At 60.8% G+C, this 22,000-nt stretch carries 21 protein-coding genes; 17 read left to right on the top strand and 4 right to left on the bottom strand.

The annotated features are described in order from the left end of the window. Positions 1 to 113: 113 nt before the first annotated feature. The 12 genes from ACMLHZ_RS09970 (at position 114) to ACMLHZ_RS09915 (ending at position 13,394) form a co-directional block, all read left to right on the top strand. Positions 114 to 965 (top strand): DUF3737 family protein, encoded by an 852-nt coding sequence (locus ACMLHZ_RS09970; protein WP_418667578.1) that lies wholly within the window; start codon positions 114 to 116, stop codon positions 963 to 965. 76 nt (positions 966 to 1,041) lie between these two features. Next, positions 1,042 to 1,581: a flavodoxin family protein gene (locus tag ACMLHZ_RS09965; protein ID WP_418667577.1), complete on the top strand. Its 540-nt coding sequence runs from the start codon at positions 1,042 to 1,044 to the stop codon at positions 1,579 to 1,581. Position 1,582: 1 nt separating this feature from the next. Then, positions 1,583 to 2,287: a flavodoxin gene (locus ACMLHZ_RS09960; protein ID WP_418667576.1), complete on the top strand. Its 705-nt coding sequence runs from the start codon at positions 1,583 to 1,585 to the stop codon at positions 2,285 to 2,287. Positions 2,288 to 2,652: 365 nt separating this feature from the next. After that, positions 2,653 to 3,072, top strand: a complete 420-nt coding sequence (gene mraZ, locus ACMLHZ_RS09955; protein WP_418667575.1) for a division/cell wall cluster transcriptional repressor MraZ — start codon at positions 2,653 to 2,655, stop codon at positions 3,070 to 3,072. A 26-nt stretch (positions 3,073 to 3,098) separates the two neighbouring features. Next, a complete protein-coding gene (gene rsmH / locus ACMLHZ_RS09950) occupies positions 3,099 to 4,022 on the top strand; it encodes a 16S rRNA (cytosine(1402)-N(4))-methyltransferase RsmH (protein WP_418667580.1) in 924 nt (307 codons plus the stop codon). An 84-nt stretch (positions 4,023 to 4,106) separates the two neighbouring features. After that, positions 4,107 to 4,574, top strand: coding sequence for a cell division protein FtsL (locus ACMLHZ_RS09945; protein ID WP_418667574.1), 468 nt, complete (start codon positions 4,107 to 4,109; stop codon positions 4,572 to 4,574). 88 nt (positions 4,575 to 4,662) lie between these two features. After that, positions 4,663 to 7,023, top strand: a complete 2,361-nt coding sequence (locus tag ACMLHZ_RS09940) for a penicillin-binding transpeptidase domain-containing protein (protein WP_418667573.1) — start codon at positions 4,663 to 4,665, stop codon at positions 7,021 to 7,023. A 97-nt stretch (positions 7,024 to 7,120) separates the two neighbouring features. Beyond that, positions 7,121 to 8,512 carry a UDP-N-acetylmuramoyl-tripeptide--D-alanyl-D-alanine ligase gene (locus ACMLHZ_RS09935; RefSeq protein ID WP_418667572.1) on the top strand — a complete coding sequence of 464 codons (1,392 nt, stop codon included), beginning with the start codon at positions 7,121 to 7,123 and terminating at the stop codon, positions 8,510 to 8,512. Positions 8,513 to 8,611: 99 nt separating this feature from the next. After that, on the top strand, positions 8,612 to 9,619 hold the full coding sequence (gene mraY / locus ACMLHZ_RS09930; RefSeq protein ID WP_418667571.1) for a phospho-N-acetylmuramoyl-pentapeptide-transferase: 1,008 nt from the start codon (positions 8,612 to 8,614) through the stop codon (positions 9,617 to 9,619). A 40-nt stretch (positions 9,620 to 9,659) separates the two neighbouring features. Continuing rightward, on the top strand, positions 9,660 to 11,021 hold the full coding sequence (locus ACMLHZ_RS09925) for an FtsW/RodA/SpoVE family cell cycle protein (protein WP_418667570.1): 1,362 nt from the start codon (positions 9,660 to 9,662) through the stop codon (positions 11,019 to 11,021). 30 nt (positions 11,022 to 11,051) lie between these two features. After that, positions 11,052 to 12,173, top strand: coding sequence for an undecaprenyldiphospho-muramoylpentapeptide beta-N-acetylglucosaminyltransferase (gene murG / locus ACMLHZ_RS09920; RefSeq protein ID WP_418667569.1), 1,122 nt, complete (start codon positions 11,052 to 11,054; stop codon positions 12,171 to 12,173). Positions 12,174 to 12,206: 33 nt separating this feature from the next. After that, a complete protein-coding gene (locus ACMLHZ_RS09915; RefSeq protein WP_418667568.1) occupies positions 12,207 to 13,394 on the top strand; it encodes a cell division protein FtsQ/DivIB in 1,188 nt (395 codons plus the stop codon). Positions 13,395 to 13,471: 77 nt separating this feature from the next. Here the strand turns inward: ACMLHZ_RS09915 and ACMLHZ_RS09910 are convergent, their stop codons facing one another. The 3 genes from ACMLHZ_RS09910 to ACMLHZ_RS09900 are packed head-to-tail and all read right to left on the bottom strand — an operon-like array spanning position 13,472 to position 15,133. Continuing rightward, the gene (locus tag ACMLHZ_RS09910; protein WP_418667567.1) at positions 13,472 to 13,990 is read right to left on the bottom strand and encodes a hypothetical protein; all 519 of its coding nucleotides are present in this window, start codon (positions 13,988 to 13,990) and stop codon (positions 13,472 to 13,474) included. 17 nt (positions 13,991 to 14,007) lie between these two features. Further along, on the bottom strand, positions 14,008 to 14,571 hold the full coding sequence (locus ACMLHZ_RS09905) for a chromate transporter (protein WP_418667566.1): 564 nt from the start codon (positions 14,569 to 14,571) through the stop codon (positions 14,008 to 14,010). A 1-nt stretch (position 14,572) separates the two neighbouring features. Continuing rightward, complete coding sequence (locus ACMLHZ_RS09900; RefSeq protein WP_418667565.1) at positions 14,573 to 15,133, bottom strand: chromate transporter; 561 nt, start codon at positions 15,131 to 15,133, stop codon at positions 14,573 to 14,575. A gap of 105 nt (positions 15,134 to 15,238) precedes the next feature. Here ACMLHZ_RS09900 and ACMLHZ_RS09895 point away from each other — a divergent pair, with 105 nt between their 5' ends. Beyond that, positions 15,239 to 16,147 carry a LysR family transcriptional regulator gene (locus tag ACMLHZ_RS09895; protein ID WP_418667564.1) on the top strand — a complete coding sequence of 303 codons (909 nt, stop codon included), beginning with the start codon at positions 15,239 to 15,241 and terminating at the stop codon, positions 16,145 to 16,147. A gap of 185 nt (positions 16,148 to 16,332) precedes the next feature. On the opposite strand, the gene argF is transcribed toward ACMLHZ_RS09895, so the two are convergent. Continuing rightward, a complete protein-coding gene (argF, locus tag ACMLHZ_RS09890; protein ID WP_418667563.1) occupies positions 16,333 to 17,364 on the bottom strand; it encodes an ornithine carbamoyltransferase in 1,032 nt (343 codons plus the stop codon). Positions 17,365 to 17,604: 240 nt separating this feature from the next. On the opposite strand from argF, the gene ACMLHZ_RS09885 reads away from it, so the two are divergent. From ACMLHZ_RS09885 to ACMLHZ_RS09870, 4 genes are all read left to right on the top strand, one after another. After that, positions 17,605 to 18,396 (top strand): MurR/RpiR family transcriptional regulator, encoded by a 792-nt coding sequence (locus ACMLHZ_RS09885; RefSeq protein ID WP_418667562.1) that lies wholly within the window; start codon positions 17,605 to 17,607, stop codon positions 18,394 to 18,396. Between the two features lie 197 nt (positions 18,397 to 18,593). Further along, complete coding sequence (gene aguA / locus ACMLHZ_RS09880) at positions 18,594 to 19,706, top strand: agmatine deiminase (protein WP_418667561.1); 1,113 nt, start codon at positions 18,594 to 18,596, stop codon at positions 19,704 to 19,706. Positions 19,707 to 19,727: 21 nt separating this feature from the next. Further along, complete coding sequence (locus ACMLHZ_RS09875) at positions 19,728 to 21,101, top strand: APC family permease (RefSeq protein WP_418667560.1); 1,374 nt, start codon at positions 19,728 to 19,730, stop codon at positions 21,099 to 21,101. Positions 21,102 to 21,181: 80 nt separating this feature from the next. Continuing rightward, positions 21,182 to 21,997 carry an MBL fold metallo-hydrolase gene (locus tag ACMLHZ_RS09870; RefSeq protein WP_418667579.1) on the top strand — a complete coding sequence of 272 codons (816 nt, stop codon included), beginning with the start codon at positions 21,182 to 21,184 and terminating at the stop codon, positions 21,995 to 21,997. Positions 21,998 to 22,000: the final 3 nt, after the last annotated feature.

The raw sequence follows: 22,000 nt of genomic DNA, 5'->3' as shown, positions 1-22,000 counted from the left end.
TAAAAAATATGAAATTGCCCCTTGACTTGAAGTGAACTCCAGGTTGTAGAATGAGCGCAAAGCGGTCGATACAGCCACTGATTTTGAAAGATGAAGGCAAAGGAGCGATTTTTATGACGACCATTACAAACAAAATTTTTGATGAGGAAAGAGCCCTTTATGGGGTGCGGGATGTTTTGGTGACCGACTGCGCGTTTGACGGCCCGGCCGACGGGGAAAGCGCTTTTAAAGAGGGCGGAGATATTGCGGTGAAACGCTGCTTTTTCAATCTCCGTTATCCCTTTTGGCACGATACAGGGGTAAAGGTCGAAGACTCTGAAATGACGGACAAATGCAGAGCGGCCCTTTGGTATTCTGAAAATGTGGAGATGAGCAATACCAAGCTTCACGGGACCAAGGCCCTGCGTGAATGCCGGGATGTGAAAATGCGCGGCTGCGAGATCGTTTCCCCGGAATTTGGGTGGTCGGTGCGAGGGATTGCAATGGAGGACTGCACCGCCGAGAGCGAATATTTTATGATGCGCGCGGAGGGATTGACGTTCCGCAAGGTTCGCATGAAGGGAAAATACTCGTTTCAGTACATCACCGACGCGGTGTTCGAAAACTGCGTGTTCGATATGAAAGACGCTTTTTGGCACGCGAAAAACATCACTGTGAAAAACAGCGTTGTAAAGGGGGAATACCTTGCCTGGTACAGCGAAAATGTCACCTTTGAAAATTGCAGGATCATGGGTGCGCAGCCACTTTGCTACTGCAAAAATTTACGGCTGATCAGCTGCGAAATGGTGGATACCGACCTTGCCTTTGAGCGCTCCGATGTGGAGGCTACGCTCACCGCGCCGATCGTAAGCATTAAAAACCCGCTGTCCGGGCATATCCATGTGCCGGAGGCCGGCGAGATCGTGATGGATCTGGACGGGGCAAAGGGCGAAGTCGTTCTTACAAAACAGTGCCGATGCGCCTGAGCTTTTGCATGCTGGAACAGGCTCTGTTGGCAGCTGAAGCGGATGAAAAACAAAACGATAGGAGAGGACATACATAATGCGCAAAAAAATTTTGGTTATTTCAAGCAGCCCCCGCAAAAACGGCAATTCCGAAGCTTTGGCCGACGCATTTATAGAGGGAGCAAGGGACGGCGGCAGCACAGTGGAAAAGATAAGCTTGTACGATAAGACGATCGGCTTTTGCAGGGGCTGCCTTGCCTGCCTAAAAACCGGGCGCTGCACGATCCGCGATGACGCAGATACCATTGCCCAAAAAATGCTGACCGCCGATGTGCTGGTTTTTGCCACCCCTATTTATTATTACGAAATGTCGGGGCAGATGAAAACGATGCTCGACCGCGCGAACCCCCTTTATCCCGCCGGATACGCTTTCCGTGAGGTTTACTTTTTATCGGCGGCGGCAGAGGACGGGGACGGCACCGACGCCCGTGCCGTAAGCGGCCTTGAGGGCTGGATCGAGTGCTTTCCCAAAGCGCGCCTTGCGGGAACCGTTTTTGCGGGGGGTGTGAGCGGCGTTGGGGAGATCGGGGGGCATCCGGCTTTGCGGCGGGCCTACGAAATGGGAAAGGCGGTTTGAGATGAAACGAACATTGCCGAAAAGCGGATCGTTCCCTGTGAAAAAACTTAAAAAATGGGCCGCCGCGGTTATGCTGGTGTGCCTGGTATGCCATTTGTCCGGCTGTGAGAGCGCGGGACCGGCCGGGGAGAGCAGCAGCATCCCGCAGCTGCAGCCAGGCACGGCAACGGAAAGCGCCCCCGGGAAAACCGATGGGACCAAAGCGGTGACAAGCGAACAGGAAGAGACAACAAGCAAGGCGCTGGTCGTATACTTTTCCGCGACCCGAAACACGGAAAGCGTGGCAAAAACGATTGCGGAGATCGCGGATGCGGAGCTTTATGAGATCGTTCCGGCACAGCCTTATTCCGCCGAGGATCTGGATTACGGGGACGAGGCCAGCAGGACGTCGGTTGAGATGAACGACCCGGAGGCCCGCCCGGAGACCGGCGGCGAAGCCGTGCTGCTGGACGGATACGATACGGTCTATCTTGGCTACCCGATCTGGTGGGGAACGGCACCCCGCATTATGAGTACATTTGTGGAGGGCTGTGAGTTTGACGGCAAGACGGTGATCCCGTTTTGTACCTCGGGTGGAAGCGGCATTGGAAACAGTGCGGACACCCTGGAGCAGCAGGCCGGGGGCGGGGTGTGGCTTGAAGGGCGGCGGTTCGCCGCGGACTGCCCGCGGGAAGAAATACAAACATGGATGGATACCCTGGACTAGGGAGGGGGGAAAGGATCGGCCTGTATCAATAGGGGGATTTTTCAAGCGGCGCTGTGCCGCCCCGATGGGGGCGGCACAGCGCCGCTTTGTTGTGCAAGGCGGGGACGCGCCGGGCGGGCCTGCCCGCGCTTGCTGCCGGGAAAAGGAAGGTTTTGTAAAAGCGCCGCGGCAAACCGGCGCTTTGGGCGAACCGATCAAAATGCCCTTGGAATTTTGGATAATTTGGCTAACCTTTTTCGGTGCCGCGGCTTGCATTTTACAACTCGCTAACGTATAATAAATATGTCTTGGTGGGTGAAAGTGGGTAAAAGTGGGGAACTTTCCACGGCTCTTCACAAGTTTTCAACAAAAGGGGGCGGTCAGGGATGTTGATGGGCGAATACAACTATGCCATCGACGAGAAGGGCCGCCTGAACTTCCCGGCCAAGTTCCGGGATCAGATGGGCAAGGAATTTGTGGTGACCCGCTGGCTGGACGACTGCCTGGTGGCCTTCCCCGAGGGCGAATGGCAGCGCATCACCGAGATCCTGAAGAGCAAGAGCATGGTAAAGACCCGGGATATCCAGCGCTTTTTGTTTTCGGCCGCCGAGGAGGCGGTCCCGGACAAACAGGGGCGCATCCTGCTGGGGCCCGCGCTGCGGGCGCATGCCGGGCTGGAAAAAGAGGTGACCGTGATCGGCGTGGGCAGCTATGCCGAGATCTGGAACACCGCCGCATGGCAGAGAAAACAGCAGAGCCTTGGCAGCGCCGAGATCGAGGCCGCCATGGAAGAACTGGAATTTTAAGCGACAGAGGGGAAGGGGAACACATGATGGAGTTCAGCCACGTCCCCGTCCTGCTCGATGAATGCCTTGAGGGGCTTGCCATCGACCCGGCGGGCACCTACCTGGACGGCACCGCCGGAGGAGGCGGGCATTCCAGTGAGATCGCAAAACGTCTTACCACCGGGCGGCTTGTCAGCCTTGACCAGGACCCGGATGCGGTGGCAGCCGCCACCGAAAGGCTTAAGGGCCTGCCCGCCACGGTGGTCAAGACGAATTTCCGCAACGCCCGCGAGGCGCTGGAAGGGCTGGGCATATGCAGCATCAACGGAGCCCTGCTGGACCTGGGAGTATCCTCGCACCAGCTGGACGACGCGGCCCGTGGGTTTTCCTACCGGGCCGACGCGCCGCTGGATATGCGCATGAGCCAAACCGGCCCCACGGCGGCGGATCTTGTGAACACCGCCAGCCGGGAGGAGCTGGCCCGCATTTTGCGGGAGTACGGCGAGGAGCCATTTGCCTGGGCCATTGCGGGGCGGCTGGCGCGCCAGCGGGAGGAGCAGCCCTTTGCCACCACCCTGCAGCTTGCCGGGGCGGTGGCTGCGGCGGTGCCCCCGGCGGTGCGCCGCAAGGACAAGAACCCGGCGCGCCGGACCTTTCAGGCCCTGCGCATTGCGGTGAACGGCGAGCTGGACGCCTTGAGCGAGGGGCTGGAGGAGATTTTTGAGCTGCTGAGCCCCGGCGGGCGGCTTGCCGTGATCACCTTTCACTCGCTGGAGGACCGGCTGGTGAAGAACCGTTTCCGCCAGTGGGCCACCGCGTGCACCTGCCCGCCGGAATACCCGGTGTGCGTGTGCGGGGGCAGGGCGAAGGCAAGGCTGGTGAACAAAAAGCCCATCGAGGCCGGCGGCGGCGAGCTGGAAGAAAACCGCCGCAGCCGCTCGGCCAAGCTGCGGGTGCTGGAGAAGCTTTGAGGCGCAGAAGACCGCCCGGCTGAACCCACCGCGGGTGGACAAGCGGTAAGAACAAAAACGACAAGACGAGAGGAGGTGATCGCCATGGCACAGGCTGCCTACGATCTGGAGCGGTTTGAGCACCGCGAGCGCGAGCCGAAAGCGCGGGTGCGCGCGGTGCAGGGGGCAAAAAAGCCCAGCAGGTTCAATGCCCATACGGCCAAGCTGGCGGCGGTCACCGCCATTTTGGTGACCCTGGTGTGCGGCCTGCTGTACAGCCAGGCGACCCTGACCGAGCTGACGGGTGATATCCAGGCCACCCAGCGGGAGCTGGTGGAGGCCCAGAGCGAGTACAACTACCTGTCCAGCGTGCTGGACAGCAAGACCGGACTGAAAAATGTGGAGGAGATCGCCACAACCCAGCTGGGCCTGATGAAGCTGGACCGCAGCCAGATCACCTATTTTTCGCTGGACGGCGAGAGCTCGATCCGCCGGCCGGACAGCACGGCAAAGCGCATTACGGAATTTTTAACCACCAGCGTGTTGAGCCTGGCGGAGTATCTGGATCCCTGAACCATCGCCCGAAAAGCGTGCGGCGCCGCACGCTTTTCGGTTTATCAGGGGCCGATTTTTACAACACGCAGAAGGAAATGGAACGATCATGCAGAATACGCCGCAAAACCCAAAACGAAACGCCCAGCAGGGCTTGCCCCGGTTTATGAGGATCCGCAGCTATGTGCTGCTGGGTCTGTTTTTGCTGGTGGGCTGCGGGGTGCTGATCTGGCGGCTGTACGACCTGCAGGTGGTGCAGCACGACGAGATGCTGCGCCAGGCCGCGAACCAGCAGCTGAAGGATACCTTCATCACGCCGCAGCGGGGGCAGATTTACGACGCGACCGGCAAGGTGCTGGCCAAGAGCAGCATCGTGTGGACCATTACGGCGGACCCCAGCCAGATCAAGGCCCCCGGGCTGACCAAGGAGCAGCTCAAGGCCCTGGGGGGCGAGGAGAGCGAGGAGGCCGCCGCCCAGCGCCGGGCCGCGAAGGTGAGCGAGGTGAGCGGGGGGCTGGCCGAGCTGCTGGGCCTGGAATACCAGGAGGTATACGACAAGCTGATCGACGACACAAAGCAATATGTGGTGCTTGCAAAACAGATGGACAAACCCGTTGCCGACAAGGTGAAGCGTTTTGCCAGCGAGCAAAAGCTGCCGGTGAGCGTTTCGCAGGATTCCAAGCGGGAATACCCCTACGGCGCGTTTGCGGCCAGCGTGCTGGGTTTTATGCACGCGGACGGCTACGGCTTTTATGGACTGGAAAAGCAGTATGAAGAAACCCTGGCCGGAACCCCGGGCCGGGTGCTGAGCCAGAAAAACGCCTGGGGCAACGAGGTGGCCAACGACGACCGCACCCAATACGACGCCCAGGACGGCGACAGCCTGGTGCTGACCCTGAACGCCGAGGTGCAGGCCGTGGCGGAAAAGTACCTGGAGAACTCGGTCAAGGCGAACAATGTGACCGAGCGGGGCGTGGTGATCGTGATGGACGTGAACACCGGTGCGATCCTGGCCATGGCCACAAAACCGGATTTTGACCCCAACGACCCCATGACGATCTATGACCCGGACCTGGCGGCCACCCTGGAGGGGCTGGAGGGGGACGCCTTTACCCAGGCCCAGGGGGAGGCGCGCCAGCGCCAGTGGAAGAACAAGGCCATCACGGACCTGTACGTGCCGGGCTCGGTGTTCAAGCTGATCACCACCAGCGCGGCCATTGATTCAGGCACCTGCACGCCCAATTCCTCGTTCAACTGCACGGGGCATTACACCGTGGTGACGCAGGACTATTCCTGCGCGGATAACGGCTTTGGCGTGTTGGGCGTGCACGGCTGGCAGAACATGGGAGAGGTGCTGAAAAACAGCTGCAATCTGGCGACCATTCAGGAAGCGCAGCTGATGGGAAAGGACGTTTTTTCCGATTACTATAACGCGTTCGGCTTTACCGCGCCCACCGGTGTGGACCTGCCCGCCGAGCAGCAGATCCGGGCGGGCGTATCCTACCACGCGGCGGAGGAAATGAGCGCGGTGGACCTGGCGTCCTCGAGCTTTGGACAGGCGCAGAAGGTGACCCCCATCCAGATGATCACCGCCGTGAGCGCGGTGGTGAACGGCGGCTACCTGGTGCAGCCCCACATCGTGAGCGAGATATTGGACAGCGAGGGCAACCTGGTGGAACAGATCGCCCCCAGCCCCAAGCGGCAGGTGATCAGCGAGGAGACCTCGGCCGCGCTGCGCGGCATGATGGAGGGCGTGGTGGATGGCGGGCGGGATGGAGCCTCGGGCCGCAACGCCTATGTGGCGGGCTACCGCATCGGCGGGAAATCCGGCACCAGTGAAAAGCTGGACAAAGGCCGGCGCGCCTCGGACGGCGAGTATGAAAAGGTTTCGAGTTTTGTGGCGGTGGTGCCCATTGACGACCCGCAGATCGCGGTGCTGGCCTTTGTGGACGAGCCCCATGCCGAGACCGAGTTCGGCTCGATGCTGTCGGCCCCGCTGACCGGAAACATCATCAGCGAGATCGCGCCGTACCTGGGAATTGAGACCGACCCGAACTATATGGCCCCGGCCGAGGTGACGGTGCCGGACCTGACAAACCCCGCCAACAGCGCATATTTGCAGTGGGATATGGCCCAGGTGACCCTGAACAAGCTGGGCCTTGCCCACCGGAGGGTGGGCAGCGGCACCGCCGTGCTGGCGCAGTATCCGGCAGCGGGCGCCAAGGTGCCGGGCGGCACCACCGTGTACCTGTATACCGACAGCGCCGAGGTGAGCCAGGTGCCCGTGCCGGACGTGCGGGGCAAAAGCGCCGAGCTTGCCAGCCAGATGCTGGCGGGCGCGGGCCTGAACGTAAAGCTCAGCGGTGCAGAGGAGGGCACGGTGACCGCCCAGGACGCCGCGCCGGACAGCCAGGTGCCCATGGGAACCGTGGTTACCCTTACCATAGAGGAAGCCGCCCCGGAGGAGTGAGGTCCGCACCGGGCGGGAGGAACGCTCACATTCCCGGCCGCAGGGCCGCATACACTGAAAGTAAGACAAACCTTGCCCCAAAAAGGAGGGAGCTTTTATGCAGCCTATCTCTGCAAACCAACTGCTGGCGGGCCTTTTTCAGGCGGGCTCGGCAGGGGAGGAAAAGATCACCGCGGTTGTGACCGACAGCCGCCGGGCAGGACCCGGCTGTGTGTTCGTGTGTTTTCCCGGCGAGAAGGTGGACGGCCATGACTACGCCGCCGCCGCGATCCGGGCCGGGGCGGCCTATGTGGTGGCGAACCACCCGGTGCCCGGCGTGCCGGAAAAGCAGCTGATCCTGGCCGAAAGCAGCCACCGGGCGATGGTGCGCATGGGAGCAAACTACCGCATGCTGTTTGACCCCGTGATGATCGGGGTGACCGGCAGCGTGGGAAAGACCACCACCAAGGAGTTCTGCTACGCGGTTTTGGCGGCGTTTGGGCCCGCGATCAGGACCGAGGGCAACCAGAACAACGAGATCGGTGTGCCGAACACCCTGTTCCGGCTGGAGCGGGATACCAAGTATGCCGTGGTGGAGATGGGTATGAGCGCGCTGGGCGAGATTGAGCGGCTGGCGCGCGCAGCACGGCCCAGCGCCGGGATCATTACCTGCATTGGCGTGTCGCACCTGGAGACGCTGGGCAGCCGGGAGAACATTTTAAAGGCGAAACTGGAATTGTGCGCGGGCCTGCCGGACGGCGCGCCCCTGGCACTGAACGCAGACGACGGGTATCTGGCCCGGGCCAAGGCGGAGGGGAGGATCCCCGGGCGCCTGGCGCCGGTGTGGTACGGCATCGACGCGCCCTGGGCCGAGGTGCGGGCCACCGCGCTGGAGAGCGGGCCCGAGGGGGAGCGGTTCATCCTGGAGGACGCGCTGCACGGCAGCTTTGCCGCGGCGATTCCCGCGCTGGGACGGCACAATGTGTACGACGCGCTGGCCGCCTACGCGGCGGCCACCCGCCTGGGGCTTGAGCCCGCCCGCTGCGCGGCGGCCCTGGCGAAGTATCAGGCCGCCGGCATGCGCCAGCGGATCGTGCAAAGGCGGGGCCTGACCGTGATCGAGGACTGCTACAACGCAAGCCCTGACAGCATGCGGGCGAGCCTTGCCATGTTCCAGGGGCTTGCCGCAAAAGACGGCAGAAAATTTGCCCTGTTGGGTGATATGCTGGAGCTTGGCCGCATTGAGGCTGAGGCCCACGCCGAGGTGGGCAGGCTTGCGGCGGCGGCCGGGCTTGCGGGGCTTGTGGCCTTTGGCCCCGCCAGCCGCGGCATGGCCGAAGCGGCCCAAAAGGCGGGGCTGGACGCCGTGTGGTGCCAAACGCCCGCAGAGGCGCTGGAACAGCTGCAGCGCAGGCTGCGCCCGGGCGACGCGCTGCTGGCGAAGGCCAGCCGCGGCATGAAGCTGGAAAATATTTTAAAAGCCCTTTACGGGGAGCAGGCTTTGCAATAAAATAGAGAACGGCGGGCACGGCCGTGGGCCGCCGGAACAAAAGGAGCGGCGCCTTTTGGGGGCGCCGCGGGCTGATGAATGTGAGAAGGAGTAAAGTTTATGGCACGCTATGCGCTGATCCTGGCGGCCGCCTGCGGGTTCATCCTCTCTGCAGTGTCGGGTGTTTTTCTGGTGCCGTTTTTGCGGCGAATCCATTTTGGGCAGACCATCAAGGAGATCGGGCCCACCTGGCACAATAAAAAACAGGGAACCCCCACCATGGGGGGGCTGTGCTTTATTTTTGGCAGCACTGTGGCGGTGGCGCTTGCCTTTTTATCGCTGCTGCAGACCGGGCCGGAGCTTGTGGAGGGTGCGGGCAGCCAGAACATGTTCATTGCCATGTTTTCGGCCTTTGCTTTTGGCATGGTGGGTTTTTTGGATGATTTTATCAAGGTGGTGAAAAAGCGCAACCTGGGGCTGCACGCCTGGCAGAAGATTGCGGCGCAGCTGATTATCACCACCGTGCTGCTGCTGGCGCTGCACATGAACGGCACCCTTTCCACCGCGGTGACGCTGCCCCTGTTCGGCTTTGTGGATCTGGGAATCTGGTTTTACCCGCTCTCGTATGTGCTGATCATCGGCATGGTGAACGCGGTGAATCTGACCGACGGCATAGACGGGCTGTGCAGCTGCGTGACCTTTGTGTGCATGCTGGGCTTTTTGAGCCTTTCCAGCTTTTTGGGGCAGTTCAACCTGTCGATCTTTGCGGCGGCGCTGGCCGGCGCGCTGGCGGGCTTTTTGTTCTGGAATTTTTACCCGGCCAAGACCTTTATGGGCGACACCGGCAGCATGTTCCTGGGCGGCGCGGTGGCCGGGTTTGCCTACGGCATGGGCCGGCCGGAGCTGCTGTTTTTCCTGGGGGCCGTGTATATCTGGGAGGCGGCCTCGGTGGTGATCCAGGTGACCTACTTCAAGCTCACCCACGGCAAGCGCCTGTTTAAAATGACCCCGATCCACCACTCGTTCGAGATGCGCGGCTGGAGCGAGGTGAAGATCGACGCGGTATTCAGCTTTATCGCCATGGCGGCGGTGGCGCTGGGCATGATGTTCGCATACATTTATTATTGAGCAAAAAGCGCAGGCTTTGAAGAGAAAGGAGGCCCCAGCCATGACGGAAACACCCATGCGGCGGCCGGGGCCGACTTCCGGCCCGCGGAACGCGCCGCCGCCCCGTTCGCCCCGCCCAGGGCGGGACGAGGCGCCCCGGCAGGCGGCCCGGCGCGCGCCGGCGCCGCGGCGGCCTGCACCCAACGCGCCGCCGGCACCCATGTTTTTTAAGAAGGCGGGCCCGGTGAACGGCGGCTTTGTGGCGACGCTGCTGGTGCTGGTGGTGTTCGGCCTGCTGATGCTGTTCAGCGCCAGCACGGCCAGCGCTTTTTACAAATTCGGCGATAGCTTTTATTACATTCGCTCCCAAGCGCTGTATGCGGCGCTGGGGCTGGGCGTGATGTGGGTGGTGAGCCGGGTGGATTACCACTGGCTGCGCCAGTTCACCTGGCCGCTTTACGGGGTGGTGCTGATCCTGCTGGTGGTGGTGATTGCCACCTGCGACCCCATCAACGGCTGCCGCCGGTGGCTCTACTGGGAGGGCGTTCGCCTGCCCACCGTGCAGGTGAGCGAGATCGCGAAGTTTTCGATGATCCTGTGCATGGCGCATCTGTTTGAAAAGTACAAAAGCAGGGTGAGGGGCTTTCAGTGCGGGGTGCTTGTGCCCGCCGCATTGCTGGTACCCATTTTGGTGCTGCTGGTGTTTGAGCCGCATTACTCGGCCATGGTGCTGATGTGCTGCATTACCGCGGCGATGATGTTCTGCGGCGGCACGGGCCTGGGATGGTTCGGAGCGGGGATCGCAGCGGCGGGCGCGGGCGGGGCCTGGTTTTTGATGACCCGCATGGACTATGTGCAGGAACGGCTCGCGGGGTGGCTGGATCCGTTTTCGGATGTGCTGGACTCGACCCATCAGACCGCGCAGAGCCTTTACACCATCGGCTCTGGGGGGCTGTTTGGCGTGGGGCTGGGCAACAGCGTGCAAAAGCACCTGTGGCTGCCCGAGGCGCAGAACGACTTTATTTTTTCGGTGCTGTGCGAGGAGCTGGGCTTTGTGGGGGCGCTGCTGTGCATCCTGCTGTTCGCCCTGCTGCTGGTGCAGGGGATCGTGATCGCGGTGCGCTCGCCGGACCGGTTCGGCAGCCTTTTGGTGGTGGGCGTGATGGCCCAGGTGGGCTTTCAGTTTATGTTCAACGTGGCTGTGGTGACGAACACCGTGCCCAATACCGGCATCAGCCTGCCGTTCTTTTCGTCCGGAGGGACCAGCCTTTTGCTGCTGCTGGGCGAGATGGGCGTTGTGCTGAGCGTGTGCCGCGCCGGGAACAAAAAGCGGGCCGAGCAGCGCGCGGCCGAGGCGGAGGGGCGCGCCCGGCAGGCGGGCCGCACGCCGCAGGAAAAGACCGTGTTCCACGCGGGACGCTGATCCATGGAAGAAAGAGGGGGCGACAAACCCATGCGCGTATTGATCGCAGCCGGCGGGACCGCCGGACATATCAACCCTGCCCTGGCCATTGCGGGCGCCATTAAAAGCCATTGCCCGGCTGCCGAGGTGCATTTTGCGGGGCGCCGGGGCGGCATGGAATATGGGCTGGTGACCCGCGCCGGCTACCCGTTCCACCACATTGAAGTGAACGGCATCCAGCGCAGCCTGACCCCAAAAAACCTGCTGCGCAACGCACAGGCGGCGTATCACCTGGCGCTTTCGGGCCCGCGGGCCAGGCGCATGCTGCGCCAGCTGCGGCCGGACCTGGTGATCGGCTGCGGGGGATATGTGAGCGGGCCGGTGGTGCGCTGCGCAGCGAAAATGGGCATGCGCACGGCCATCCACGAGCAGAACGCCTTCCCGGGCGTGACCAACAAGCTTTTGGCCAAGGACGTGGACGTGATTTTTGCGGCGGTGCCCGCCGCGGTGGAAAAGCTGGGCGCGCCCGAAAAGACCAGCGTGGTGGGCAACCCCGTGCGCCCCGAGATCTTTATGCAGGACCGCGCGCTGGCCCGCGCAAAGCTTGGAGCGGGCACGCGCACGGTCATTTTGAGCTTTGGCGGCAGCCTGGGAGCGCGGCGCATCAACGAGGTGGTGGCCGAGCTGGCGGCCTGGGAACAGGCGCAGCAGCGGCCGCTTTTGCACCTGCACGCCACCGGGAGCCGGGGCGTGGAGCTGTTTGAACGGCTGGCAAAGGAAAAGGGCTTTGCCAGCGGGGACAGCCTGCGGGTGAGTGAGTATATCAACAACATGCCCGAGCTTTTGGCTGCGGCGGACCTGGTGATCAGCCGCGCGGGCGCGCTGACCCTGGCAGAACTGGAGGCCGTGGGCCGGGCGGCGATTTTGATCCCCAGCCCGAATGTGGCGGAAAACCACCAGTATTACAACGCGCTGGAGCTGCAAAAAGCAGGCGCCGCCGTGGTGCTGGAGGAAAAGGAACTGACCGGGGAAGCGCTGATCGCCCAGGTGGAACGGCTGCTGAGCGAGCCCGGCAAGCTGGCGATCATGGGCAAAATGGCCCACACCCTGGCGGAGCCGGAGAGCCTGGAAAAAATATGGGCCAGGCTGGCGGCGCTGATGGAGCTGAAGTAGGCGCCGGGAAAGCAGAAAAAGGAGGTGTTCGGTGTGGACAGCAGCAATGGCCGCAGGCCCCCGCAGCCGCCGCGCCGGGTGGACACCTCGGCCGCACGGGGTAAAAAGAGCCAGGCGGGCCCCATTGAGCCCTTTCCGGTGGCGCAGCGGCGGGAGAACCGGCAGGCGGCGCCCTGCGCCCCCGCCCCGGCGCACCCGCCCGCGCCGCCCCGCGCCCGCGCAAAAAAGAAAAGAGGGGCGCGGCGGGCAGCGGGGGCGCAGGGCCAGAACGCGGCCCGCCGCCGCGTGAGCCGGGGCGAGCTGCGCCGGCGCAGGCGGCGCAGACGCCTGTGGGCGGTGCTGCTGGTGCTGGCGCTGATCGGGGTGGGGCTGACCCTCTCGGTGACGGTGCTGTTCAAGGTAAAGGAATTCCGGGTGGAAAATCTGGACAAGACAACCCCGGCCAATACCGGCATTTACACCGAGGACGCCATTTTGGGCGCGCTGGCGGTGCCGCTGGAAGAGAATATGTTCCAGTTTTCGGCAAAGGAAAGGGAACAGGCCATGGCGGCCGCGCTGCCCTACCTTGAAACGGTGCGGGTGCGCCGCAGCCTGCCGGGCACCGTGGTGGTGCAGGTGGAGCCTGCCACTGAGACCTGGTGCGCCAAAACAAGCGCCGGCTGGTTGGTGCTGAGCGGGGGACTGAAGATCATGAAGCTGCAGGAGGAACAGCCGGACGGCCTGCCGATGCTGCTGGGGCTGGAGCCGAAGGCGCCCCAGCCGGGCTACCCGCTCTCGCTGGCGGGGGAGGCGCGCGCGGCGGGATCGGGGGCCGTGGCGGCTTCGGGGCAAGCTGGGGCCGGCGGAAAAGAACGGCTGGAACAGCTGAAAGAACTGCTGGAGGGGCTGGAGGCCCAGGAGCTGGGGCGCAATTGCACCGCCATTGACCTGAGCGAGGAGAACGAGGCCTATTTTGTGTATCAGGGGCGAATCAAGGTGCTGCTGGGGACCTTTAACAACCTGGAGTACAAGCTCTCGGCAGCGGGCCTTTTACTGCGCAATGAGAGCGGCGAGTACCTGAGCGCCGGCGACCGGGGCACCCTGGATGTGTCGCATCAGATGGAGGGAGCGGTGGTGCGCATGCCCTTCTCGCCCGGTGATTTTGAGATGGGGAGCGGCGAGCCCGAACCACCCGGCGAGGAGCCGCCCCCGGAGGGCGGGAACCCTACCCCAGAGGAATAACCAGGGGAAACGAAAGCCGCCCCCGGGCGCCTGTAACAGGCGCCCGGGGGCGGCTTTGCCGCTGTGCAGGCGGAGGGCTACACCGTGAGAAATTCGTTTTCGCGGTCGAGATACAGGCAGAACACCAGCAGCCCGCACAGCTCTTCGGGGGGAAGATGGACCTTGCAGCGCAGGTCCCAGCCGCCCAGAAGGCCGCGGTGCAGCACCTGCACCAGGCAGCTGCCGGCTGCGCTGCGCAGCTCGTAATTTTGGCTGTTGAGCATTTCGAGAACGCAGGCTTCGCCCTGCAGCACAAGGTCGGCGTGATTGGTGCGGGGGAGATGGCTGACCGGCCAGCCCTGCGAGGCGGGGTCCTCGCCCGGTGCATACCCGGGCCGGGCGATGGCGGCGGGCGTGCCGTCCGGCCGGAGCAGCAGGTACTGCCTGGCCTGCCCGGAAGGGTCCGCCTGGATGACGGCGCGCAGGGCAAGAGCCCCGCCCGGCCCCAGGATGTGCCGCTCGCCGCCGCAGAGCGTGTTTTTGATGCGGGCCAGAGGGGGGGAGCCCTCCGGCTGGGCCGCAGGGTACAGGCAGCCGCCCTTGATGACAAATTCCATAGCGATTCGTCCTTTCCTTACACGAGCTGATAGAGGAAGAGCCCCGCGGCGCCTGCCCCCGCCAGGATCAGGATCGGGCTTTTCTTCCACTTTCGCAGTACGAAGAGCGCCGCCGCGAACAGGCACAGGGCGACCGGGTCGAGCTGTGTGAACACAGGCCGGCCGGAGCTGCTGCCGAACAGCGCCAGCAGCAGGATGGAGAGCCCGGCGCTGGCGATCATGCCCACCACGGCGGGGCGCAGGCCCTGAAGGACCCCCTTCAAAACCAGGAAACTGCGATATTTGAAATACAGGTGTGCCAGGGTGAGCACGATGATGCAGGAGGGGAGGATACACCCGGCCGTGGCGATCAGCGCGCCGGGGATGCCGGCAATGTGGATGCCCACAAAGGTGGCGGAATTTACCGCGATGGGGCCGGGGGTCATTTCGGCGATGGTGATGATGTCTGTGAACTGGGTGAGGGTGAGCCAGGCATGCGCTTCCACCACCTGATGCTGGATCAGCGGCATGGCCGCATAACCGCCGCCGATGCTGAACAGGCCGATCTGAAAAAAGCTCCAGAAAAGCTGAAGATAGATCATGCTACACCACCTCCCTGCTGTGGGAGACATCCAGCACGCCCACCAGGCCGCAGACAAGAATGATCCACAGAATGTTCACCTTAAAGAAGTATATGGCAATAAACGAGCCCACAAGCATTACCGCGGGCAGCCAGCGCCGCTGCGCCAGCACTGAACGTCCCATGGTGAGCACTACGTCGAGAATTACGGCCGCCACCCCGGCCTGCATGCCCTTCATGACCAGGCTCACATAGGGGTTGGCGCGGAACGCCGCGTAAAAATACGAGATGACCGAAAGGATCACCAGCGGCGGCAGAACCGTGCCGAGCACGGTGAGCATGGCGCCGGCCACCCCGGCTACCCGATACCCCAGCAGGATGGAGGCGTTCACGGCAATGGCGCCGGGCGAGGACTGGGCGATCGCGATCAGGTCCATCATCTCGCTGTCGCCCAGCCAGCCGAGCTCTTCCACAAATTTTTTGCGCATCAGCGGTACGATCACAAAACCGCCCCCGAAGGTAAATGCGCTGAGGGTCAGGGTGGAAAGAAACAGTTTTGCATATGGCTTTTTTGTTTGCTGCATATTCATCAACTCCCTGTTCCCATGATACGCATTGCAAAGCGATAAGTAAAATAGTATAATTTTATAAAAGTGATAATAAATTACTTATGGAAAGAGGGGGAGGGAATGACGAGGCGGCACCTGCATATCTTTTTGAGCGTGTGCGCCTGCGGATACAGCATGACCCGGGCGGCCGAGGCGCTTTACCTGAGCCAGCCCGCGGTGAGCCAGGCGGTGGCGGAGCTGGAACAGTATTATGGGACCCGCCTGTTCGAGCGCCTGGGGCGGCGGCTGTATCTGACGGCGGCGGGGGAGCAGCTGCGGGAATACGCGGTGCACATTGAGGCGCTGTTCGACGGGATGGAAAAGGGCCTGCGGGGCGGGGGCTCCGGCGGCCCCCTGCGGGTGGGAGCCAGCATAACGGTGGGTTCGCAGTTTTTGCCCTACTATGTGAAGGCGTTCCGGCAGAGAGAACCGGCCATTGAGGTGCAGGCGCGGGTGCGGCCCTCGAAAGAACTGGAGCGGGCGCTGCACGAAAACAAGCTGGATCTTGCTTTGGTGGAGGACGCGGTGCAGGGGGAAGGGCTGCTGGCGGAGCCCTATATGGAGGATGAGCTGGTGGGGGTCTGTTCGAGGAGCGGGCCCTTTGAACAGGGGCAGCTGGTGAGCAGGGAGACGTTTTTGCAGCAGAAATTTTTGCTGCGGGAGGCGGGCAGCGGCACCCGCGAGGTGTTTGACCGGGCCCTGGCGGCCGCAGGGGTGGCGGTGGAGCCTTTGTGGGAGAGCACCAGCACCGGCGCGCTGGTGAACGCCGCCATGGAGGGGCTGGGGGTGGCCGTGCTGCCGCGCCGGCTGGCGGCGGCGCCCCTGGCGAGGGGAAGGGTGCGCTCGTTCCGGGTGGAGGGAATGGACTTTAAGCGCACCTTTCAGATGGTGTGGCACAAGGACAAGTTCGTGACCCCGGCCATGCGCCGCTTTATGGAGCTGTGCCGGACCTATGAGCTGGATTACCCCGAGCCATGCCCGGAAAACTGAGCACAGCATAACAATATTCCCCAATAAAGAAGCAAAAGCTCCCTACCCACGTGAGGTTTGTGGGCAGGGAGCTTTTGCTTGCGTTTTGCCGGGTGGGTATGGTGGTATACACACCCAGCCGGCAGCTTTGTGAAATGCAAACAAGTTGCACAAGAGAAAAGCAAGGAGGAAAGCGGTAAAGGCGCTTACAGGACAGCGTCTAAAAACGCACGCATGTGGCCTTCGTTGTACTGCCGCAAGCTTTCGTTTGCCTGCTTCATCCTGGGATAAAGATACCAGGCCAGCAAACCGCGCTGGGTGTGCAGACGATTTTCCGCTTCCTGGAACACCAGCGAGCGGGTGGGATGATCCAGCACTTCGCTGGTGATCTCGACTTCCCGATTGGCGGGCAGGCAGTGCAGGGCTTTGCAGTGGGTGGGGGCCCGGTTCAACATATCCATATTCAGTTGGTATTTGGGCATAAAAGCGGCCATCCGGTCGGCTTCTTCGCTCTCGTACCCATAATAGGTCCACACATCGGGTACTATGAAATCGGCGTCACAGACCGCGGCGTCCACGTCGTCGGTTACCACCAGCGTACCGCCGGTCTGAACCATTTTTTCGCGGATCTTGGCTTGCTCCTGTTCGCTCATGGAATAACGGGTGGGAGAGCATACGGTATATCGCAGACCCAGGGTGGCGCACATGTGGCCGGTCTCTTTGCTCATGATGCCGGTATCCTGGCGGGAATCGCCTACAAAAACCACGTGCAGGTCCTCCAGTTTTTTACCGGCGGGAAGGTGCTCGCTCATAGTAAAGAAATCACAGATACCTTGAGTTGGATGGTTATAATAAGTCATGGCGTTGAACACGGGTACACTGGCATGCCCGGCCAGCTTGAGCACAGTTTCGTGTTCTTTGCTGCGCAGCATAATGCCGTCGCACATGCTGGAAAGGATGCGGGCGGTGTCTTGAATGGCCTCATGGGAACCGAAATGAATCTCACCTGGCTTCAGGTACAACGCATGACCACCCAGATCGGTCATGGCGGTTTCGAAAGAAACACGGGTGCGGGTGCTGGGCTCCTCAAAAATCATTGCCAGGGTAGCGCCCTTTAAAAGTTGAGGCACCGCGCCCTGTGCGTCAGCTTTTTTCAGCATACGGATGGTTTCAAAAAGCTCCAGCATCTCTTCGCGGCTCAGGTCAATGGTATCAAGCAGATGTTTCGGTTTTATCATAGTTTTCTCAAACTCCTTTTAAGGCGGCGCAAGACCGCATTGGTCTGCCGGCGCTTTGTGGCTGCAACAAAAGCATAGCAGCTTTTCTGCGGCACTGTAAACTGCCGGGGAGCATTTGGGAAAAGTGAGAAATAAAGAAAAACATTTTTACATTTTCAGTAAAAATGTTTCAGGCTGATGGTTGTCTTTGCATCCGGAGCGCGGTATTATATTACGAGAGAGAAAAAGGGGGAATACACCATGCCAGCGGATTTTTTTGAACGGGCGAACCGCAATTTGCAAAAGCTGAGCCAAGGGGAAAAAAAGATTTTTGATTATGTGGTGCGCAATCTTTCGCAGGTGAAGGATATGAATATCCGTGAGCTGGCAAATGCCTGTTATGTATCCACCACCACCATGTTCCGATTTGTGAAAAAACTGGGATTTTCGGGTTACGGCGAGTTTTCCAGCGTGTTGAAGCTGACAGATTTTGCGGTGCCCACGGCCCAGATCCCCCAGGCTTTGTGGCAAAAAAACTACATGAGCGCCTACTTGAAGAATATCAATGAGTCGGTACGGGTGATCAGCCAGGAGCGCCTGGCCCGCTGGAACGCCCTGCTGGACAAAGATCCCACGATCTATCTGGTGGCCGAGGGCCTGAGCCGCGATGTGGGGGCTTATACCCGGCGCCTGTTGGTAACTTTGGGGCTGCGAGTGGTGTTTCCCTGCGAAGAATTTGAGGTGCAGTCTGCCATTGAGCAAATTCAGGACAGGGATCTGCTGCTGGCGCTCTCTTTTTCCGGTAAAAATGGAGCGGTGATCCGGATCATCGAGAGCGTGCTTGCGCAGAAAAAGCCCACCGTGGTGTCGGTGACTGGTTCCACCAACAACCCCATTCAAAACTTGTGTGACCTGGACTTTTATGTGTTCAGCGATGGGCTTGCCTGCCGTGGACAGGATATCACCTCACGCATTTCCATGCTGGCAGTGGTGGAAACCATGGTATACAGCCGGTTAGTGGGTAATGAGGTAAATTTGTTACCGAATTTGTAACGATTACCGAGTTTTTTTACAGCCTTTTCAAAAGCGGGTTTGCCACTTGGCAGAACCGCTTTTTTTCTGTATCCTTTTACATGAAGAGCCTCCACTGGGCTCGCTGAGCATGATAAAAGTCTGGCGGCAGGGTGGCTGCGCGCATTGCTGAAATGCTTTTAAATGTTTGCGAAGAAGAAAGGTGGACGTTGCTTTTTATGAAAAAACTCGACAGTACCCCCAAGGCTGACGGCTTTTGGATGCCGGGAGAGTTTGAACCCCACGAACGCTGTTGGATGATCTGGCCGCAGCGCCGGGATACTTTCCGTTACGGCGGAAAACTGGCGCAAAAGGCGTTTGTGGAATTTGCCCGGGCCATAAGCCGGTTTGAACCGGTCACGGTGGGGGTGAACCCGGATCAATACGATGTGGCCCTGAATGAAATGGGTGATTTTGCGCAGGTGGTGGAACTGACCAACGATGATTTTTGGATTCGGGATACCGGCCCGACCTTTGTGACCAATGGCAAGGAGATCCGAGGTGTGGACTGGTGCTTTAACGCTTGGGGAGGCTTGGTGGATGGCCTGTATTTCCCTTGGGCAGAGGACGACCGGATCGCCAGCAAGGTATGTGGCCTGGTGAAAGCCGACCGGTATCGTTTGGATACTTTTGTACTGGAAGGCGGGTCGATCCATGTGGACGGAGAGGGAACTCTTGTGGTCACCGAATCCTGCCTGCTGAGCGAGGGCCGCAACCCGCAGATGACGAAAAAGGAGATCGAGACGACCCTGCGGGAATATTTGAATGTGGAAAAGGTGATTTGGCTTAAAGAAGGGATCTATTTGGACGAGACCAACGGCCATGTGGACAATATTTTTAACTTTGTAAAGCCGGGTGAGTGTGTGCTGGCCTGGACCGACGATGAAAGCGACCCCCAGTACGCTATATCCAAGGCTTGCTATGACACGCTGGCGGCGGTTACCGACGCAAAAGGCCGCAAGCTGAAGATCCACAAGCTGCACATTCCAAGGCCGATCTTCCTTACGGAAGAGGAACGGGAAGGAATGGACAAGGTGTGCGAGTTTTGGCCGCCGGAGGCGGGTACCCGACTGCCCGCCTCTTACGTAAACTATTACACTGCGAACGGAGGGATCGTGTTTCCGAAATTTGGAGATCCGGTGTACGATAAACAGGCCGAAGAGGTGCTGCGCGGGGCATACCCTGACCGGGAGATCGTGGGGGTGGAATGCCACGAGATGTTTTTGGGCGGAGGGAATATCCACTGCGGGACCCAACAGCAGCCCCGCGTGGAAGGGCCGCGTACAAAATAAAAAGCGAAAGGTGAGGAAAAAATGGAACGGCAGAAAACATTAAAGTTTGTGGATTTGATCGGCATGGCGTTTGCGGCGTTTATGTCACTGGAGGTGGTGGCTTCGCAAGCCGCTATGGGCCCATCGATGGTGTTTTGCTTTGTGGTGATCGGCGGCGTGTATTTTGTGCTGCACGCGCTGATCTGTTCGGAGCTGGGCGGCGCGTATCCGGATCAGGGCGGCATTTATGTTTGGGTGAAAAAGGCCTATGGAGACAAGTGGGCGGCCCGGACGACCTGGTGGTACTGGGTAAACGTGGTGGGCTTTATTCCCTCGGCGTTTGTGGTGATGGGCACCGTGTTCCAGCAGCTGTTTATGCCGGATATGTCGGTTTGGGGCATGGTGGTGATGTGCATTGTGTTTACCTGGGTCATTGTGCTGATGAACGCCCTGCCCTTAAAATATACCAAGTTAATTCCCAACATCAGCTCGGTGTGCAAGGCGGTTGCCTGCCTGGCGCTGATTGGCGGGGCGGGGTATGCGTTGGCGACCCGCGGCAGCGCCAGCGAGTTCAGTGCGCAGACCATGCTGCCGGAACTGAACCTGGGCTTTTTTGCCCTGATCCCGGTGTATGTTTATTCCCTTACCGGCCTGGATCTGATGTCTTGCTCTGCGGGCGAGATGGAAAACCCAAAGCGGGACGTGCCCCGCAGCGTGTTTACTTCGGGTGTGCTGGCCATTGTGATGTATATCATCACCGCCTGCGCGCTGCTGGTGCTCATGCCCCAGGGCGAGATCGACGAGTCCTCCGGTGTGATCGACGCGCTGATCCAGGTGTTCGGCAGCAACAAGGTTGTGCTGTATGCGCTGGGGGCGGCCATCGTGTTCTCCTTTTTGGGATATGCTCTCAGTTGGGCGCTGGGCGGCAACAAAGCAGCGCAGGAGGCCGGGGAATTTGGCGAATTGCCCGCCATTTTTGCCAAGACCAGCAAATCCGGTGCGCCCATGGGCGCGGGCATCCTGCTGGGCATCGCCTCCACCGTGCTGCTGCTGGTTTACGGCTTTACTGCCAGTTCGAATGAGGGGCTCTTTTGGACATTGCTGGCGTTTACCAGCATCATTTTTTTCCTGCCTTATATTGTGATGTCCTTTGTGCTGATCACCCTGCGCAAAAAGGATAAAACGACCCCCCGGCCTTTCCGCATCCCCGGCCCCGATTGGGTGAGCACTCTGATCGCGGTGGTCCACGCGGTGCTGCTGGTCGCATCGGCCATTTTCTACTTCATTGCGCCGGAGGGCGAAGACCCGCTGGTATACGCGCTGGTGCTGGGCGTGGGCGTGGTGATCGCGCTGACGCTGGGCGAATATCTGGTGAGCCGTTCGATGAAAAAGAGCCGCGCACAGGCAGAAAAATAATAAGGGCAAAATAAAAGCCACAGGGGACCGGCGGCAATTTGCCGCCGGTCCCCTGCAATGGAGGAGAAACCGTGAAACAGATGAGCGAGCATGTTTATATGCTGCCCTGCGCCGCCGAGGGAGACCGGCCTGACCTTTTTTTGATCGCAGGCAAAGAGCGCAGTTTTATGGTGGATGCGGGCGCTTCGGAAAAGCATCGCCGGGAGTTTATGGAACAGGTTGCCCGGGCAGGGCTTCCTGCGCCGGAGCAGCTGGCGCTGACCCATTGGCATTGGGATCACAGTTTCGGCCTGCAGGGCATGGTGCTGCCATGGTATGCCAACCCGCTCACACTGGGGTATCTGCAGCTTGCGAGGCAACAAAGCTGGGATATACAAGCCGTTGCCCGGCGGGTGGAGTGGGGGCAGGAAAATCAGATCGTGCAGCAGGGCATGGCGGTGGAGCAGCCTGGCTGTGCGCCGCCAATTCCCGCCGTGGAGGGAACACCATTGAAAAACGGCGAGGAATTTGAGCTGGGGGACGTGACGGTGCAGGCGATCTGCCTGCCTTGTGATCACACCGACGATGCGGTTGCCTATCTGGTACAGCAGGATCATTTGCTGCTGCTGGGCGACGCGCTGTATCCGGATTATTACCATGGCCCGAATCATTACAGCCTGCGCAGGCTGCGGGGGCTGGGGGAAACATTGCAGCGACTGGCTTTTGATCAGGCAATTTCTTCCCATGGGGAGGAATTGCTGGAAAAGACGCATCTGGTGGAATTTATAGCGCGATTGGGAAGTGGAAATATTTTGCCGGAGGCACTGGCCAGCCCGGCGCTGCGTCAGCTGTTGGAAGTGGTGCAGGCGGACGGCGCGCTGGTGCTGGAAGAGCGGGGAGTGGTACAGCGCCTTTAAAAA

It is taken from the genome of Allofournierella sp., from assembly GCF_048388525.1.
Classification (GTDB): Bacteria; Bacillota; Clostridia; order Oscillospirales; family Ruminococcaceae; genus BQOK01.
Note: the sequence above shows the minus strand (reverse complement) of the source record. Positions and strands in the feature narration are given on the sequence as shown.

Bases quoted from the DNA above. Each gene is read 5' to 3' on its own strand.
- ACMLHZ_RS09970 (WP_418667578.1), top strand. From the start codon at position 114: ATGACGACCATTACAAACAAAATTTTTGATGAGGAAAGAGCCCTTTAT.
- ACMLHZ_RS09965 (WP_418667577.1), top strand. From the start codon at position 1,042: ATGCGCAAAAAAATTTTGGTTATTTCAAGCAGCCCCCGCAAAAACGGC.
- ACMLHZ_RS09960 (WP_418667576.1), top strand. From the start codon at position 1,583: ATGAAACGAACATTGCCGAAAAGCGGATCGTTCCCTGTGAAAAAACTT.
- mraZ (WP_418667575.1), top strand. From the start codon at position 2,653: ATGTTGATGGGCGAATACAACTATGCCATCGACGAGAAGGGCCGCCTG.
- rsmH (WP_418667580.1), top strand. From the start codon at position 3,099: ATGGAGTTCAGCCACGTCCCCGTCCTGCTCGATGAATGCCTTGAGGGG.
- ACMLHZ_RS09945 (WP_418667574.1), top strand. From the start codon at position 4,107: ATGGCACAGGCTGCCTACGATCTGGAGCGGTTTGAGCACCGCGAGCGC.
- ACMLHZ_RS09940 (WP_418667573.1), top strand. From the start codon at position 4,663: ATGCAGAATACGCCGCAAAACCCAAAACGAAACGCCCAGCAGGGCTTG.
- ACMLHZ_RS09935 (WP_418667572.1), top strand. From the start codon at position 7,121: ATGCAGCCTATCTCTGCAAACCAACTGCTGGCGGGCCTTTTTCAGGCG.
- mraY (WP_418667571.1), top strand. From the start codon at position 8,612: ATGGCACGCTATGCGCTGATCCTGGCGGCCGCCTGCGGGTTCATCCTC.
- ACMLHZ_RS09925 (WP_418667570.1), top strand. From the start codon at position 9,660: ATGACGGAAACACCCATGCGGCGGCCGGGGCCGACTTCCGGCCCGCGG.
- murG (WP_418667569.1), top strand. From the start codon at position 11,052: ATGCGCGTATTGATCGCAGCCGGCGGGACCGCCGGACATATCAACCCT.
- ACMLHZ_RS09910 (WP_418667567.1), bottom strand. From the start codon at position 13,990: ATGGAATTTGTCATCAAGGGCGGCTGCCTGTACCCTGCGGCCCAGCCG.
- ACMLHZ_RS09905 (WP_418667566.1), bottom strand. From the start codon at position 14,571: ATGATCTATCTTCAGCTTTTCTGGAGCTTTTTTCAGATCGGCCTGTTC.
- ACMLHZ_RS09900 (WP_418667565.1), bottom strand. From the start codon at position 15,133: ATGCAGCAAACAAAAAAGCCATATGCAAAACTGTTTCTTTCCACCCTG.
- ACMLHZ_RS09895 (WP_418667564.1), top strand. From the start codon at position 15,239: ATGACGAGGCGGCACCTGCATATCTTTTTGAGCGTGTGCGCCTGCGGA.
- argF (WP_418667563.1), bottom strand. From the start codon at position 17,364: ATGATAAAACCGAAACATCTGCTTGATACCATTGACCTGAGCCGCGAA.
- ACMLHZ_RS09885 (WP_418667562.1), top strand. From the start codon at position 17,605: ATGCCAGCGGATTTTTTTGAACGGGCGAACCGCAATTTGCAAAAGCTG.
- aguA (WP_418667561.1), top strand. From the start codon at position 18,594: ATGAAAAAACTCGACAGTACCCCCAAGGCTGACGGCTTTTGGATGCCG.
- ACMLHZ_RS09875 (WP_418667560.1), top strand. From the start codon at position 19,728: ATGGAACGGCAGAAAACATTAAAGTTTGTGGATTTGATCGGCATGGCG.
- ACMLHZ_RS09870 (WP_418667579.1), top strand. From the start codon at position 21,182: ATGAGCGAGCATGTTTATATGCTGCCCTGCGCCGCCGAGGGAGACCGG.